The organism is Caulobacter sp. SSI4214 (assembly GCF_012184455.1).
Classification (GTDB): Bacteria; Pseudomonadota; Alphaproteobacteria; order Caulobacterales; family Caulobacteraceae; genus Caulobacter; species Caulobacter vibrioides_E.
The window spans coordinates 1-16,373 of sequence record NZ_SZWJ01000020.1; the positions used below are offsets into that span (position 1 = coordinate 1).

Sequence of the window (16,373 nt, forward strand, 5' to 3'; positions counted from 1 at the left end):
TGGGCCTCGTCATCCACGCCGAGCTGCCGATCAACAAGGCGACCCTGCTGCACCGCTCGGGCCGCACGGGCCGGGCCGGCAAGAAGGGCGTCTCGGCCCTGGTCGTGCCCTACACCCGTCGCCGCAAGGCCGAGCAGCTCTTGTACGCGGCCGGCGTCGACGCCGAATGGGGCGGCGCGCCCAGCGCCGACGCCATCCGCGAGAAGGACCAGGAGCGCCTGCTCGAGGATCCGATCTTCGCCGAAACCTCGACCGAGGAAGACATCGCCCTGGCCGAGGCCATGCTGGCCAAGCGCACGCCGGTCGAGATCGCCGCGGCGCTGATCCGCACCCGCCGCGCCAAGCTGCCCTCGCCCGAGGACATCTATGACGATCCGCGCCACGGCGCCGATCCAGGGCCCCGCGCCCGAACCGGCGAACCGGGCGAGCGTGCGCCGCGCGAGCCGCGCGTCGACATGGAAGGCTCCGAATGGTTCCGGATCAGCGTCGGCCGTCGCGGCAACGCCGATCCTAAGTGGCTGATCCCGATGATCTGCCGCCTGGGTCACATCACCAAGAAGGACATCGGCGCGATCCGGATCTTCGACTACGACACCAAGTTCGAGATCTCGGCCGAGGCGGCGACCAAGTTCGGCGCGGCGGTCCAGGCGACGGTGCGCGAGGACGTCTCCATCACCCCGACGACCGCGCCGGCCCCGCGCGGCGAGCGCCCGCCCAGGACCTACGAGCCGCGCGATCCGCACGCCCCGCCGCGCGAGTTCAAGCCGCGTCCCCCGCGCGGCGAAGGCGAGGATCGCCCGTTCAAGAAGCGCTTCGAGGACGCCGATCGTCCTCAACGGGAGTTCAAGCCGCGCGCGCCCCGCGACGAGGCTCCGCGCCCCTACGCGCCGCGGGACGGCGACGATCGCCCCAAGCGCGCGTTCAAGCCGCGGCATGAGGCGTCCAGCGACGCTCCGCCGCCGCGCGAGTTCAAGCCGCGCGCGCCTCGCGAGGACGGCGAGCGTCCGAAGAAGCCGTTCAAGAAGGGCTTTGGCGACAACGCGGCGGGCCCCAAGCCCTACGCCAAGCCCTATGCCAAGCCCTATGCCGGCAAGCGCGATGGCGACGGTCCGGCCAAGCCGTTCAAGGGCCCCAAGCCCTTCAAGAAGAGCTTCGACGCCAAGCCTGGCGGCAAGCCGTTCAAGAAGAAGTAGATGACAACGAGCCCCTCCTTCGCCGGAGGGGCTTTTTTCTTACACGCTCTGCCCCGCCGACCAGCCCGAGGCCCAGGCCCACTGAAAGTTATAGCCGCCCAGCCAGCCGGTGACGTCGACCACCTCGCCGATGAAATACAGCCCCGGAACGGCCTTGGCCTCCAGGGTGCGGGAGTCCAAAGCGTCGGTATCGACGCCGCCCAGCGTCACCTCGGCCGTGCGATAGCCTTCGGAGCCCGCCGGCTTGACCGCCCAGGCGTTCACCGCCCCGGCCAGCCTGCCAAGCACCTTGTCCGAACAGTCGGCGATATTGCCCTTGTCTGGGGCTTCCTCCTCGGCGATCAGCTGCGCCACGCGCCTGGGCAGCAGGGTCGACAGCACCGTCGCCACCGCCTGGCGCGGGGTCGCGGTCCGGGCCGCCTTCAGCGCCGCCAGCGCGTCGACGCCCGGCGCCATGTCGACCCGGATCTCGTCGCCCTCGCGCCAATAGGACGAAATCTGCAGGATCGAGGGGCCGGACAGCCCGCGATGGGTGAACAACATGCCTTCGCGGAACTTGGTCTTGCCGTGCGAAACCACGGCGTCCAGCCCGATCCCCGACAACGGCGACAACCGCGCCAGCGTGGCGGGCTCGAAGGTCAGGGGCACGAGCGCGGGACGAGTGTCCACGACGCCGAGGCCAAACTGCCGGGCGATGTCGTAGCCCAGGCCCGTCGCGCCCATCTTCGGAATCGATTTGCCGCCGCTGGCCACGACTAGCGAAGCGCAGGCGACCTTTCCGGACGACAGCACAACCTCGAAGCCGCCCTCGGCCTTGGTCACGCCCTCGAAGCGGGTCTCCAGGCGGAGCTGGACGCCAGCGGCCCTCATCTCCGCCAGCAGCAGGTCGACGATCTGTCGGGCCGAACCGTCGCAGAAGAGCTGGCCCAGGGTCTTTTCGTGATAGGCGACGCCGTGGCGCTCAACGAGCGCGATGAAGTCGCGCGGCCGATAGCGCCGCAGAGCCGAGACGCAGAACTTCGGATTGGCCGACAGGAAGTTCAGGTGCGTCGCGCCGAGATTGGTGAAATTGCACCGACCGCCGCCGCTGATGCGGATCTTCTCGCCCGGCGCCTTGGCGTGGTCGACGACCAGCACCGAGCGCCCGCGCTTGCCGGCCTCGATCGCGCACATCATGCCGGCCGCGCCCGCGCCGATCACCAGGACGTCGTGATGTTCCAAGGTCTTCCCATCATCAGCTCCCGCTTCTTCGACCGGAGCCGGCCATCGAAGTCAATCGCCGGCCGGCCTCGCCTTGCGCTTGACCTTCCTGGCGAAGTCGCTACGACGCACGCCCTCCTCTTCCCAACCGATCGAGCCTTCCATGACGGCCGCTCCCGCGCCGACCATCGGCGTCGACTTTGGCACCACCAACACCGTCATTTCGCTGACCCACGGCGATGATGGGGCGCGGCTCGTTCGCTTCACGCTGGACCATCGCGAGCTCTTCGCGTTCCGCTCGGCGCTCAGCTTCCACAGCCTTCAAGGCCAGGGCGGCGCGCCGGACGAGCGGGTCATCGAGGCCGGCCCCTGGGCGATCGAGGCCTATCTGGAGGATCCGCTGGAGACGCGGTTCATCCAGTCGTTCAAGACCTTCGCCGCCTCGCAGGCCTTCACAGAGACGCGCATTCTCAACAAGCGCTATCAGTTCGAGGACCTGCTGGCCGCGTTCCTGCTGCGCCTGAAGGACCACGCCGCCGGTCAGTTGGACGACCTGCCGCCGCGCGTCATCGTCGGCCGCCCCGTCACCTTCGCCGGCGGCGCGCCGAACGAGGCCCTGGCCCTGACCCGCTACGAGGAGGCCTTCCGGCGGCTGGGCTTTTCCGACATCCGCTACGCCTACGAGCCCGTCGGGGCCGCCTTCTTCTTCGCCCGGCAGCTCAAGCGCGACGCCACGGTGCTGGTCGCCGATTTCGGCGGCGGCACGTCGGACTTCTCGCTGGTGCGGTTCGAGCGCGACACCGACGGGACCCTGCGCTCGACGCCGCTGTCACGCTCGGGCGTGGGCCTGGCCGGCGACGCCTTCGACTATCGGATCATCGATCAGCTGGTTTCGCCCGAGCTCGGCAAGGGCTCCGACTATCGGTCGTTCTCCAACAACCTGCCGATCCCGCAGCGCTATTACGCCGCCTTCGCCCGCTGGGACCAGTTGGCTCTGCTGCGCGCGTCCAAGGATATGCGCGATATTCGCGCCCTGGAGCGCACCGCCCTGGAGCCCGACAAGATCGCCGCCCTGATCGAGGTGCTGGACGGCAATCACGGCTACGCCCTCTACCGCTCGGTGTCGTCTCTGAAGGAAGCGCTGTCCAGCCAGGCCGAGGCGAGGTTCCACTTCGAAGCCGGCTCGGTCCATATCGAAAAGACCGTGGCCCGGACCGAGTTCGAAAGCTGGATCGCTCCGGAGCTCTCCGCGATCGAGAACGCCGTCGGCGAAGCGCTGGTCCAGGCGGGACTTACGGAGACGGGCGTCGATCGCGTCTTCCTGACCGGCGGCAGTTCGTTCGTTCCGGCCGTGCGCGAGATCTTCCTGCGTCGCTTTGGAGCCGAGAAGATCGAAAGCGGCGGCGAATTCGAGTCCATCGCCTCGGGCCTGGCCCTGATCGGCCGCGAGAAGGACCTGGATCTGTGGACGATGCGCGCGCCGAGGTGAGTGTAATCGGGGTCTCGCCAACAGGAGCAAGTCCGCGCGAGCACGCCTTAAGCTCCTGATTTAAAGCCTTTTTAACCGGTTCGCATAACGCGATCTATACTTGGCGATCGTAATCCATGTGTCGCATGGCTCCGCTCGGGAGCTTCGCCTAACATTCAAACGATCGATTCGCGTCGTCGCTCCGTGAGGCCCAAGTGCCGATCTCGTACCTCTCCGCCGCCCAGATCTCGGCTCTGTCGGCGAGCACGATCCAGAGTCTCTCGACGACCAAACTTGAAGGACTGGCCAGCACCCAGGTCAGCGCCCTCTCCAACACCGCGGTCGCCGCGCTGTCGGCCAGTCAGCTCAGCGCCCTGTCCTCAACGCAGGTCAAGGGCCTGACCGCCACGCAGATCCCGGCTTTCGCCCAGAATCTGATCTTTGACGCCGGTCAGCTTTCGGCCTTCAGCGGGGCCCAGTTGAACGCCATGACCTCGACCCAGCTGGCCCAGCTGGACACGTCGCGGATGAGCGCGCTCAGCGCCACGCAGGTTGGCGCGCTGGACGCCACGCATTTCACCGCGTTGAACGCCACGCAGGTCGGCACGCTCGACGCCACCCATGTGCGAAGCCTGACGGCGACGCAGTTGAGCGCGCTCACCACCACTGATCTCGGCGAACTCAGCGACAGCCAAGTGGCCGCTTTGTCCGCCGCTCAGGTCGCGGCGATCCCCGCCGCGCTGATCCCGCAGATGAGCGCGACGCAGTCCGCGGCCCTGACCACCACCCAGTATCAAGGGATGACCGCCAGCCAGATCGGCGCGCTCAATACCACGCAGCTGTCGTCGCTGAGCACGGCGATCGGGCTGCTGTCGCCTCAACAACTGGGGGGGCTGGTCGACACCCAAACCGCCCAGCTGTCCAGCACCCAGGTCGGGCTGCTGACCGCGACCCAGGTGGCCGGTCTTAGCGCCACCGGCTTCTCGGGACTAAACTCGACCCAGGTCGGGAACCTCTCCCTGACCCAGGTCTCGGGCCTTTCGACCACCGTGCTGCGCTCGCTCAGCACGACCGACTTCGCCGAACTGACCGCGACCCAGGTGGCGAGCTTCTCGGCGTCGCAGCTTGGCGCGTTGTCCGCCAGCAATATCAGCAGCCTCGGCGCGACCCAGATCCAAGCCTTGAGCGCGACCCAGCTCGGCGGACTGACGACGACCCAGATGGGCGGCCTGACCACAACCGACTTCGCGGAATTCACCCGCACGCAGGTCCAGAGCCTGAGCGCCAGCCAGATCGGCGGCCTGTCGACCACCAACATCTCCGGCTTGGACACCACGACCTTCCAGAGCCTGAGCTCGACCCAAGTCTCTGGGCTGACCGCGACCCAGCTGGGCGCGCTCACGACCACCGACATCGGCGAGATCGCCACGACGCAAGTCGCCGCCCTCTCCGCCAACCAACTGAGCGCGATCTCCGTGACCGACCTGGCGGCGTTGTCGTCGACGCAGATGGCGTCGCTCTCGACCTACGCCCTGAAGGGACTGTCGGCTTACCAGGTGCGGAGCCTGTCCTCGACCGCCTTTGGTCAGCTTAGCGGAACCCAGGTCCAGGCGCTGAGCGGCACGCAGCTCGGTTCGGTCTCGACGACGGTGATCGCCGGCCTCAGCACCACCCAGATCGGCTATCTGCTGCCGGCCCAGATCCCTGGCCTGACCATCAGCCAGCTCGGCGCCTTGTCCAAGACCAATCTGAACGCCATGACTCCGCTGCAGGTGGCCGCGCTGACGCCGACGCAGGTCCAGGCCCTCGGCTAAGAGGGCCTAACTCTTGCCGGACAGGGTCTTGGCCAGATAGGCCGCGAGCGCCTCTACCCGGGCCGGTCGAGGCCCGCCGGGCGGCATGACGAGATGCAGAGCGATCGGCGCGGCGGTCCAGTCGGCCAGCACCGCCTCCAACTTGCCCTCGGCGATCGCGGGACCGACGATAAAGTCGGGCAACACCGCAACCCCGATCCCGGCGACCAGCGACGGAACCAGAACGTCGCCGTTGTTCGCGCGGATGGCCGCCCGAGGCCGGATCGAGACCTCCTCGCCCGCTTGGGTGAAGCGCCAGGTCTCTGGCGCGCTCTGATGGCCGTAGGTCACGCCGCGATGCTCGGCCAAGTGCGCGGGATGGCGCGGACGGCCCTGAAGCTCCCAATAGTCCGGCGAGGCGACGACGTATCGGGTCACGCTCCGCAGCCGGCGCGCCACGAGCGAGCTGTCGGGCAAGGACGCCACGCGCAGGGCCATGTCGAAGCCCGCGCCGACCAGATCAACGGTGGCGTCCGAAAGATGCAGGTCGATCGAGACCTCGGGATAGGCCGCCAGGAACCCCGGCAAAACCGGGCCCAGCGTGGTGATCCCCAATGACATCGGCGCGGCCAGGCGCACCACGCCGCGCGGGGCCGAGGACTGGCTGGACGCCTCCTCCTCCGCGGCCTGTGCCTCGGCCAGCACCCGGGTGGCCCGCTCGACCAGGGACTGACCGGCGTCGGTCAGAGCCAGACGTCGCGAGGTGCGGTTGAAGAGCCGCGCGCCAAGCCGCTCTTCCAGGCGGGTGACGGCCTTGGAAACCGTGGCCTTGGACATCGACAGTTCGTCCGCGGCCGCCGCGAACGAGCGCAGCTCCACCACCTTGGCGAATACGGCGAGGCCTTCGAGATCGGGGAGCTTGGACATGGCGCATAGCTATATTTGGAAACAATGAGTTTCAACAGTTTCTATTTATGATGCGGGTGAGCGGCTTATCTTTCCCTCAACAGGACGCGCCGACGCGGCGCTCCGCCGGGCCCGAGGCCCAGAAGAAAGGAAAGGTTAGAGCCATGATCGAGCGCAGACCGTTCGACAAGCTTGGCGGCGCCGACCACGGTTGGCTCAAGGCCAAACACCACTTCTCGTTCGCCAGCTACTACGATCCCCGCAACATGAACTGGGGCGCGCTGCGGGTCTGGAACGACGACGAGATCGCCCCCAACACGGGCTTCCCGCCACATCCGCACAGCGACATGGAGATCATCACCTATGTTCGCGACGGCGCCATCACCCACCAGGACAGCCTGGGCAACAAGGGGCGCACCGTGGCCGGCGACGTCCAGGTCATGAGCGCGGGCACGGGCATCCGCCACTCGGAATACAATCTCGAGTCGGAAACCACCCGGATCTTTCAGATCTGGATCGAGCCCAAGGCCTTCGGCGGCGCGCCGTCGTGGGGCGCCAAGCCCTTCCCGAAGGGCGACCGCTCCGGCAAGTTCGTGACCCTGGCCTCGGGCTTCGAGAATGATAACGACGCCCTGCCGATCCGCACCGACGCGCGGGTTCTGGGCGCGACGCTGAAGGCCGGCGAGTCCGCGACCTACGCCCTGGGCAAGGACCGTAGCGGCTATCTGGTGCCGGCCGTCGGCGTGGTCGAGGTCAACGGCGTCAAGCTGAACAGCCGCGACGGCGCCGCCATCAAGGACGAGGACGCCATCACCGTCACGGCCCTGGAAGACGCCGAGCTGGTGCTGGTCGACGCCGCCTAACCCTTCAAGAAACCGGACGCGGGAACCGCTATCCCGCGTCCGCCCTCTTCACGTCTACGAGATCAAAAAAGGAGGCCCTCATGGCCAAGGTTCTGGTGCTCTACTATTCGTCCTACGGTCACATCGAGACCATGGCCAAGGCGGTCGCCGAGGGCGCTCGCGAAGCCGGCGCTCAGGTCGACATAAAGCGGGTTCCCGAAACAGCGCCACTGGAAGTCGCCCAGAAGGCCCACTTCAAGCTCGACCAGGACGCTCCCGTCGCCACGGTCGAGGATCTGGCCAACTATGACGCCGTCATCGTCGGAACCGGCACGCGCTTCGGCCGCATGAGCTCGCAAATGGCGGCCTTCTTCGATCAGGCCGGCGGCCTCTGGGCGCGTGGCGCTCTGCACGGCAAGGTGGGCGGGGCCTTCACCTCGACCGCCACCCAGCACGGCGGCCAGGAAACGACCCTGTTCTCGATCATCACCAACCTGCTGCACTTTGGCATGGTGATCGTCGGCATGGACTATGGTCACGCCGGCCAGATGACCCTGGACGAAGTCACCGGCGGCAGCCCTTACGGCGCCACGACGATCGCCGGCGGCGACGGCTCGCGTCAGCCTAGCGAGAACGAGCTGGTCGGCGCCCGCTATCAGGGCCGCAAGATCGCCGAGACCGCCCTTAAGCTGCACGGCTAAGACCTTAGCCAGCGGCCGTTCGACACCCCTCCCCCCTTAGGTCGGACGGCCAGTAACCGCCCCGAAGCCGCGAATGGTTTCGGGGCGGTTTTTATCTGGTCTGGATGGTCAGATCCAAGCCGCGCGGGTTTAGTGCTTTGGATCGAAGTCCGGCTTCTGCGCCGCGACATAGGCGTCCCACTCGGCCTGGCTGTGGATGTCCAGCCCTTTGTCCCAAGCCGCGCCCATATAGTAGACGAACGGCTGGCCGGGCATGACCTTGACCAGGACCAGGTAGTTGTCGAAGTCCGAGCGCACGTCGACGACGGACTTTGGATCGACCATCAGGGCGACGCCCATCGAGCCCTTCTCGGGCTCCGCGCCCTCCCAATAGGTCACCCGGCCCGGCGCCAGATCCTTGCGGAACACGCCAGGGCCGCCCGGATGCTTGTGCTTGGAGATCCCGATGCCGACGATCAGCGGCCCGGGCTTGTCGGAACGGATGGTCGACACCATGCGCGTGAAGTTCGTACCGAGGGGCAACGCGAAGGCCCGCGTCTCCCAGACCTTGCGGTTCACATCCACTGGCCAGGGCGCGTAGTCGACGCTGAACTTGGCGACGTCGGGACCGTTCTTGATCAGCTTCCAGGACGTCCAGTTGCGCGAGGTCCACAGTTTGTTGTCGTACCAGATCCCCAGGCCGCCGGCGCCGCGCGCCGTGCCCACGTCGTAGAAGTCCAGGCCCTCGCCGTGATAGCGGTGCTGATCGCCCGTCTTCAGCTGGCGCTCCATGAACGGCCAGCGCACCTGCTTACCCCAGGCGTCGATGCCCGAGCTCGATGGCGGCTCATTCGCTTCCAGCGCCTTGCCGTAGATGCGGTGCGCGGTGCGGTCGTTTTCCCAGAGGATGTCGTTGAAGCGGTACGGCGCGAGGCTGACCGTGGCCCGGGGCTTCTGTCCCTCGGCGTCGGGTTTCTCGAGCGTCGCGGACACTCCGGCGTGCTCCTGCGCGATCGCGGCGGAAACCCCGAGCGACAGGACGGCGGCGAGAACGAGGGTCTTGGTCATCGGACGCGCTCTCAGTGGAATTGCGGGAACTGGGCCAGGGCGGCGCGCGCGCACCGATCGGCGGTCTCATGGCTCGTGTCGGCGACGGCCAGGCCTCCGACCACGAAGGTTCCGACGCGCAACGGCAACGAACCGGCGTGCGGATTGAGGCGCTCGGGATCGGCGGCGAGTCTGGCGGCGAAGTCGGGATCGGTCTTCTGACGCGGTTCGAGGACGCTGCCAGGCTCACCGAAGACCACGGCGGCGTTGGCCTTTCGGGGCGCGGCGATCGGGGGCTTGGGGCTCATGTCATCCCGCAGCACGACCAGGGGAACACCCTGGGCGTCGACCACGGCGGCGGAGACATGCTCGCCCTTAGCCACGCAGGCGTCGATGGCGGCCCGCGCCAGCTCGATCGCGGTGGGAAGCGTGAGCACGCGCGGCTGCGGCGGCGCCGTCAGGCCGGCCGCCAAGGCCAGGATCGCCAACATGCTGCTTCCTCCCAGAAGTCTTCACCTCTGGATATACCGACGCCACAAAATTGGTCTATCCAAAAGTTCGACATCGACGGAATTGGATAGTCCAGAATGGCGTTAAACCTCCCGCAGCGCCAAGGAGCGACCGCGCCAGCGCAGCCACGACGCGACCACGACCCCAAGCCCGAGCCAGCTCAGCCCGCCCAGCTTGGCCATTGGATCGGCGTTGATCAGTACGTAGCCGATGATGGCGGCGCCCAGCACCGGCGCGATCAGGTGACGCCACAGGCTGCCGCCGTTCGCGCCCGCCCGGAAATGCAGGATCACCGAGACGTGGAGGGCCATGAACCCGGCGAGTGCGCCGAAGGTCACCAACGAGGTCAGCTGCTCCAGCCGCTCGCTGAAGAACAGACCCGTGACGATGGTGATCCCGGCGATCAGCAGGACGCCGCGATCCGGGATTTTCCGCGCGCCGCTGACATGGGCCAGGAACCTGGGCATCTGGCCGTCCCGCCCCATGCTGTAGAGGATCCGCGCCGCGGCGGCCTGGGCGACGCCCGCCCCGGCCAGGGCGCCCAGCGCCATGCCCCCGACCGACACCGCCAGCCGGAAGCGCGGTCCGCCGATGGTCTCGGAAACCACCAGGAAAGCCGTCGCCGCCTCGTCACCGTCGGCGAACCGCGGATGCCCGAGAACGAACAGGCTGGCCAGATAAGTCTGGCCGATGAACAGCGCCGCGGCCAAGGTCAGCGACAACAGGGTGGCGACGCCGACGGCGCGCGCGCCGCCCTTGGCTTCCTCGGCGAGGGTCGAGACCGCGTCGAAGCCCAGAAAGCTGAGCACCGCCAGCGACAGCGCCCCGAAGATCAGGCTTGGAGAAATTGCCTCGAGCTGGACCAGCGGCGCCAGGCTGAGATGGGCGCCGCCCACGCCATGGGCCAAGGCCCAACCTCCGAAGCCCAAGAAGGCGACCAGCACGGCGACCTGGGCCAGCAGCAGGAGGCGATTGACCCAAACCGCCGCCTCCAGGCCAGCCAGATTGACCGCGGTGATGGCGACGATAAAGCCCATGATCAGGGGGATCTTCGGCAGCACCGGGAACAGCACGTGCAGGACCGTGGCGGCGATCACGTAGGACAGGGTCGGCAGCAGGATGTAGTCGAGCAGAATAGCCCAACCCGCCAGGAACCCGGCGAAGGGGCCCGCTCCTCGCGCGACATAGGCGTAGACCGAGCCCGACAGCGGAAAGGCGCGCGACATGGTCAGGTAGCTGAGCGCGGTGAAAGTCATCGCCACCAAGCCGACCGCGTAGACCAGCGCGGGCATCCCGTGGCTGGCGTTGTAGACGAAGCCATAGACCGTGAACGGCGCTGTCGGGCCGATGAAGATCAGACCATAGACCACCAGGTCCGTCAGGCTCAGCGAACGCTTCAGCTCCTGCCGATAGCCCAGCGCCTCGAGCTCGCGCTCGGCCGTCTCGAAGTTCGCCATGTCCACCGCCCCCGTGGCTCGGACGCGCCCCCGCCCCGCCAGACTCGCAGGCTAGCCTTGTCGTAGGTCAAGCTTCAAGCGACGCTTCACCGCGGCACGCGGGCGGACGAACGACCGCGACCAGCCAGCCGCCGCCCCAGGGCGTGTTGATCACCGCCTCGTCCAGCACCTCGCCTATCGCCTTCAGCCGATGCCACAGGCGCAGCGGCTTGAGCGCCAGCCACATTGTCAGGCCCACGGCGCCGCCGGCCTTCAGGTTGGGTCGGTAATGGGCGACGATTGTGTCCACCTCGCCCAGATGTTCGATGCATTCGGAAAAGACCACGACGTCAAAGGTCTCTTCAGTCTGGAAGTCGCGGCCGTCGCCCAGCAGCATCTTGACCTCGCCGATGGCGATCTCGGGCGCCAGGCGCGTCTCGGCCCGCGCGATGGCGGGTTTGGAAAAGTCGACCCCAACATAGCGGGCCGGTCGGTGCGGCCGCAGGGCTTCGTAGAACACCCCCTCGCCCGCCCCGATCTCCAGCACGCGCGGATTGGGCCAGCGGTCGGCGATCATCGCCGCCAGCAGCCGGTGATGGTGGCGCTGCTCGGAACGGCTGAGGCGGTCGTAGATCCCGGCCTGGTACTCGGCGTCCCACTTCTCGACGGGCGCGGCCACGATCGGCTTGTGGCGCTTGCGCATGAACAGCTCGCCCAGCGCCGGATTGTCCAGCGACAGCAGCTCCGTGAACCGGCGCCAGCGCAGATAGGCCATGATGTTCCCCCCAAACCCTTGCCTCGGATAGGGAAAGGGCCCCGGACTGTCTAGTCCGAGGCCCTCCCAGTGAGTTCAGGCTTGAAGCGAGCGCTTAGCTCTTGTTGGCGAGCGCCGCCTGGGCGGCCGCCAGGCGCGCGATCGGCACGCGGTAGGGCGAGCACGACACGTAGTCGAGGCCAACCGTCTCGCAGAAGGCGATCGAGGCCGGATCGCCGCCGTGTTCGCCGCAGATGCCCAGCTTGACGTCCGGGCGCGCGGCCCGACCGCGATCAGCGGCGATGCGGATCAGGTCGCCGACGCCGTCCTGGTCGAGGCTGACGAAGGGGTCCTTCTCGAAGATGCCCTTGTCGATATAGGCGTTCAGGAACTTGCCGGCGTCGTCGCGGCTGATGCCGAACGTCGTCTGGGTCAGGTCGTTGGTGCCGAAGCTGAAGAACTCGGCGTTGGCGGCCAGATCGCCGGCGCGCAGGGCCGCGCGCGGCAGTTCGATCATCGTGCCGACGGTGTACTTCAGGTCCACGCCCTGCTCTTCCAGCACCGCCTTGGCGACGCGGTCGGTCAGATCGCGCAGGTACTTCATCTCCTCGCCCTTGGCGACCAGCGGGTGCATGATCTCGGGGACCGGCGCGGCCTTGCCCGACTTGGCGATCTCGCACGCGGCCTCGAGGATGGCCCGGACCTGCATCTCGTAGATCTCGGGATACGAGACGCCCAGGCGGCAGCCGCGGTGGCCCAGCATGGGGTTGGTCTCGTGCAGTTCCTTGGCGCGGCGCAGCAGCTTGGCGGCGTCGAGGCCGGTAGCGGCGGCCACGGCTTCCACGTCTTCCTCGGTGTGCGGCAGGAACTCGTGCAGCGGCGGATCCAACAGTCGGATCGTGACCGGCAGGCCTTCCATGATCGTGAAGAGCTCGACGAAGTCGGCCTTCTGGAACGGGGCGATCTTGGCCAGGGCGGCGCGACGGCCCTTTTCGTCGTCAGCCAGGATCATCTCGCGCACGGCGGCGATCCGGGTGTCGTCGAAGAACATGTGCTCGGTGCGGCAGAGGCCGATACCTTCCGCGCCGAACTGGCGGGCGGTCTTGGCGTCGAGCGGCGTCTCGGCGTTCGCGCGCACCTTCAGGCGGCGGACCTGATCGGCCCAGCCCATCAGGGTGGCGAAGTCGCCGGTCAGCTCGGGCTCAATCATCTTCGGCGCACCGGCCAGGATTTCACCGGTTGAGCCGTCGATGGTGATGATCTCGCCGGCCTTGAACTCGCGCCCCCGGACGCGGAACAGACCTTCCTTCTCGAAGATGGCGACGTCGCCAGCGCCCGAGACGCAGGCCCGGCCCATGCCGCGCGCCACGACGGCGGCGTGGCTGGTCATGCCGCCCCGCGCCGTGATGATGCCGCGCGCCGCGTGCATGCCGTGGATATCCTCGGGGCTGGTCTCCTCGCGGACCAGGATGACGCTCTCGCCGGCGGCGGCCGCCTTTTCGGCGGCGTCGCTGTCGAAGACGATCTTGCCGGTCGCCGCGCCGGGCGAGGCCGGCAGGCCGACGGCGATGACGTCGCGGTGCGCGGTCGGGTCGATGGTCGGGTGCAGCAGCTGGTCCAGCGAGGCCGGCTCGACGCGGCCCACGGCCTCTTCCTTCGAAATCACGCCCTCGGCCGCCATGTCGACCGCGACCTTCAGCGCGGCCTTGGCCGTGCGCTTCCCGTTGCGGGTCTGCAGCATGTAGAGCTTGCCCTGCTCCACCGTGAACTCGATGTCCTGCATGTCGCGATAGTGACGCTCCAACGTCTCCACCACCGACTTGAACTGGGCGAACACCTCGGGCATCGCCTCTTCCATAGAGGGGGCGGTGTCGCCCATTTCCTCGCGGGCGGCCTTGGTCAGGGACTGCGGCGTGCGGATGCCGGCCACCACGTCCTCGCCCTGGGCGTTGATCAGAAACTCGCCGTACAGGCGGTTGTCGCCGTTCGATGGGTTACGGGTGAAGGCGACGCCCGTGGCCGAGGTGTCGCCCATGTTGCCGAACACCATCGACTGGACGTTCACGGCCGTACCCCAGCTTTCCGGGATGTCGTGCATCCGGCGATAGAACTTGGCGCGATCGTTCATCCAGCTGGCGAACACGGCGCCTACAGCGCCCCAGAGCTGCTCCTGGGCGTCTTGCGGGAACGGCTTTCCCAACTGATCGCGGACGGCGGCCTTGTAGTCCTTGATCACCGCGGCCCAGTCGTCGGCGGTCAGGCCGGTGTCGACATGGACGTCCAGGCGATCCTTATGGTCGTCGAGGATTTCCTCGAACATGTGGTGCTCGAGATTGAGCACGACGTTCGAATACATCTGGATGAAACGGCGATAGCTGTCATAGGCGAAACGGCGGTCGCCGGACAGCTTGGCCAAACCTTCGACGGTCTCGTCGTTCAGACCCAGATTCAGGACCGTGTCCATCATGCCCGGCATCGAGGCCCGCGCGCCGGAGCGCACCGACACCAGCAGCGGGTTCGTCACATCGCCGAACGTCTTGCCGGTGATCTCCTCGATCTTGGCCAGACCGGTCTTCACCTGCTCGGCCAGCTCGGCCGGGTACTGCTTGCCGTTGGCGTAATAGTGGACGCAGGCCTCGGTCGTGATCGTGAATCCCGGCGGCACCGGCAAGCCCAAAGCGGACATCTCGGCCAGATTGGCGCCCTTGCCCCCCAGGAGGTTTTTCATGGAGGCGTCGCCGTCGGCGCCGCCTCCCCCAAATGCGTAAACCCACCGGGCCTTGGTCAACGTCTCAACCGGCATATGATCTCACCCTGCGATAAGTGAATAAGGCCGCGTCTCTCTGTTGGAGACGTCTCGCCCTGGAACAAGCGCTGCTCGTCGTGTCCCGCAGTGCAATATCCGGGCGTTTCACTAGCACCTCGCCCAAGAACGCGTCCACTGGCGGTTGGCGTTCCAGGCGATTAGACGAGAATTCGGCAAATAATTCCAATGACAACGTTGTCCCGTTGGCCGTGCTCGCGAGCATCCCGTCAAATGCGCCTCGAATCCTCGACTTCAGAGGGGTACGGACGATCAGGACCCCTTGTCCCCGCGTCGCGGAAGGCCTTTTCTGAAGCCCATGTCGCCCGTCATCGCCCGACTCGAACCGTCTCGAAACGACGCGGACCCGACCCTGGCGGACGCTTTGGCGGACCTCCACACCCGGAGCCGCCAGATCGCCTACCGCGGACTTTATGGCGACGCGTTCCTCGACCACGAGCTGGCCGCGGTCTCGCGAGCCTCCTGGCGGGCGCGGTTCGAGAACCACGACCCGTCTCGCGACCTGATCCTGGCGGCGATCGAGAACGGCGCGCCGGTCGGCCTGGCCTACGCCTCGTTCCGGCTCAATCCGGCGGTCGGCCTCCTGCTGGATAACCTGCACGTCGCGCCCGAGCGCAAGGGCGACGGCCTCGGCTCGGCGCTCCTGGCCGGCGTGGCGCGGTGGCTGATCGAGGATCATGCCAGCGCGCCGCTGCACCTGGAGGTCTATGCGCCCAACGCCTCGGCCCTCGGCTTCTACGAGCGCAAGGGCGGCGTGGCGGTCGCGCGCTATCGGGAAACGGTCCCCGGCGGACGCGAGACGGACGTGGTGCGATACCGGTGGGAGCGGCCAGCGTCGCTCCTCTAGGCCATGGACTCATTAAATCGCAACCAGATGCGGATTGAGGCGAGCTTGACGCTGGCGAGATAGTTGTCGGCGCGCTTGTCGTATCGTGTTGCGACGGCTCGGAAGTGCTTGAGCTTGTTGAAGAAGCGCTCGACGAGGTTTCGGTAGCGGTAGAGGAAGCCGCTGAAGGCGGGGACGTTCTTGCGGTTGGGCATGGGCTTGACGTTGGCCCAGGCGCCTCGACTGGCGAGATCTTGGCGCAGGGCGTCGCTGTCATAGGCGCGGTCGGCCAGCAGGATCTGGCCGGACCGGATGGCCGACAGCATGTCGGCGGCGCTGCGACCGTCGTGGGCCTGGCCTTCGGTGAGCTTGAGGGCGATGGGCAGCCCTTCGGCGTCGACCAGAGCGTGGATCTTGGTGGTCAGCCCACCGCGCGAGCGACCCATGCAACGGGATCGGTCGTCTTTTTTTGGGCGTTGGCGGCGTGCTGATGCACGCGGATCGACGAGCTGTCGATCATCTGGATGTCGCCATCATAAGCCTTTGACACCGCTTCAAGAAGTCGGTCCCAGACCCCGGCCTTGCGCCAGCGGTTGAAGCGGTTCACGCACGTCGTGTGCGGGCCATAGCGCTCGGGGATGTCCGCCCAGGGCGCGCCCGTGCGCAGTCTCCAGAAGATGCCGTTCAGCACCCGCCGATCATCCACCCGAGGAACCCCGCGCGGCTTGTTGGGCAACAAAGGCTCGATCACCGACCACTCGAAATCCGTCAGGTCAAACCGCGCCATTCAAACCTCCTGTCCTAGGAGAATTGAATCAGCCACAAGCCGTCTTGGGAATCCCGCTTATGGGTCTGTGGCCTAGGAGGATATCGCCCCCTTCAATCCATCGAAAA

The 16,373-nt window shown here is 67.1% G+C and carries 14 protein-coding genes; 6 read left to right on the forward strand and 8 right to left on the reverse strand.

What is annotated here, in order from left to right; all coding sequences use genetic code 11:
- A partial coding sequence (locus FCU40_RS08250; protein ID WP_175582065.1) for a DbpA RNA binding domain-containing protein occupies positions 1 to 1,193 on the forward strand: 1,193 nt, incomplete at its 5' end.
- Between the two features lie 39 nt (positions 1,194 to 1,232).
- On the opposite strand, the gene FCU40_RS08255 is transcribed toward FCU40_RS08250, so the two are convergent.
- Positions 1,233 to 2,414 (reverse strand): NAD(P)/FAD-dependent oxidoreductase, encoded by a 1,182-nt coding sequence (locus FCU40_RS08255; protein ID WP_168074280.1) that lies wholly within the window; start codon positions 2,412 to 2,414, stop codon positions 1,233 to 1,235.
- Positions 2,415 to 2,556: 142 nt separating this feature from the next.
- On the opposite strand from FCU40_RS08255, the gene FCU40_RS08260 reads away from it, so the two are divergent.
- Positions 2,557 to 3,882, forward strand: a complete 1,326-nt coding sequence (locus FCU40_RS08260; RefSeq protein ID WP_168074282.1) for an Hsp70 family protein — start codon at positions 2,557 to 2,559, stop codon at positions 3,880 to 3,882.
- 194 nt (positions 3,883 to 4,076) lie between these two features.
- Positions 4,077 to 5,675, forward strand: a complete 1,599-nt coding sequence (locus FCU40_RS08265) for an ice nucleation protein (protein ID WP_168074284.1) — start codon at positions 4,077 to 4,079, stop codon at positions 5,673 to 5,675.
- A gap of 6 nt (positions 5,676 to 5,681) precedes the next feature.
- On the opposite strand, the gene FCU40_RS08270 is transcribed toward FCU40_RS08265, so the two are convergent.
- Positions 5,682 to 6,581 (reverse strand): LysR family transcriptional regulator, encoded by a 900-nt coding sequence (locus FCU40_RS08270; RefSeq protein ID WP_168074286.1) that lies wholly within the window; start codon positions 6,579 to 6,581, stop codon positions 5,682 to 5,684.
- A 143-nt stretch (positions 6,582 to 6,724) separates the two neighbouring features.
- Between FCU40_RS08270 and FCU40_RS08275 the strand changes: the two genes are divergently transcribed.
- Both FCU40_RS08275 and wrbA read left to right on the forward strand, forming a co-directional pair.
- A complete protein-coding gene (locus tag FCU40_RS08275; RefSeq protein WP_004615335.1) occupies positions 6,725 to 7,423 on the forward strand; it encodes a pirin family protein in 699 nt (232 codons plus the stop codon).
- Positions 7,424 to 7,503: 80 nt separating this feature from the next.
- The gene (gene wrbA / locus FCU40_RS08280) at positions 7,504 to 8,103 is read left to right on the forward strand and encodes an NAD(P)H:quinone oxidoreductase (protein ID WP_004615334.1); all 600 of its coding nucleotides are present in this window, start codon (positions 7,504 to 7,506) and stop codon (positions 8,101 to 8,103) included.
- A gap of 129 nt (positions 8,104 to 8,232) precedes the next feature.
- Here the strand turns inward: wrbA and FCU40_RS08285 are convergent, their stop codons facing one another.
- The 5 genes from FCU40_RS08285 to ppdK form a co-directional block, all read right to left on the reverse strand.
- Entirely contained in the window at positions 8,233 to 9,150 is a 918-nt protein-coding gene (locus tag FCU40_RS08285; RefSeq protein WP_168074288.1) for a DUF4861 family protein, read from the reverse strand.
- Positions 9,151 to 9,161: 11 nt separating this feature from the next.
- Entirely contained in the window at positions 9,162 to 9,620 is a 459-nt protein-coding gene (locus tag FCU40_RS08290; RefSeq protein ID WP_168074290.1) for a heme-binding protein, read from the reverse strand.
- Positions 9,621 to 9,722: 102 nt separating this feature from the next.
- Positions 9,723 to 11,096, reverse strand: coding sequence for an APC family permease (locus FCU40_RS08295; RefSeq protein WP_168074292.1), 1,374 nt, complete (start codon positions 11,094 to 11,096; stop codon positions 9,723 to 9,725).
- Between the two features lie 67 nt (positions 11,097 to 11,163).
- A complete protein-coding gene (locus tag FCU40_RS08300) occupies positions 11,164 to 11,850 on the reverse strand; it encodes a class I SAM-dependent methyltransferase (protein WP_168074294.1) in 687 nt (228 codons plus the stop codon).
- A gap of 94 nt (positions 11,851 to 11,944) precedes the next feature.
- Positions 11,945 to 14,632 (reverse strand): pyruvate, phosphate dikinase, encoded by a 2,688-nt coding sequence (gene ppdK / locus FCU40_RS08305; RefSeq protein ID WP_168074296.1) that lies wholly within the window; start codon positions 14,630 to 14,632, stop codon positions 11,945 to 11,947.
- A 319-nt stretch (positions 14,633 to 14,951) separates the two neighbouring features.
- On the opposite strand from ppdK, the gene FCU40_RS08310 reads away from it, so the two are divergent.
- Complete coding sequence (locus FCU40_RS08310) at positions 14,952 to 15,500, forward strand: GNAT family N-acetyltransferase (protein WP_168074298.1); 549 nt, start codon at positions 14,952 to 14,954, stop codon at positions 15,498 to 15,500.
- Here the strand turns inward: FCU40_RS08310 and FCU40_RS08315 are convergent.
- Positions 15,497 to 16,266 (reverse strand): IS5 family transposase gene (locus FCU40_RS08315; protein ID WP_241693571.1). Its coding sequence is split into 2 segments (ribosomal slippage): positions 15,497 to 15,945 and positions 15,945 to 16,266, totalling 771 coding nucleotides; the frame shifts between segments, so codons are not numbered across the junction. The genes FCU40_RS08310 and FCU40_RS08315 overlap by 4 nt on opposite strands.
- Positions 16,267 to 16,373: the final 107 nt, after the last annotated feature.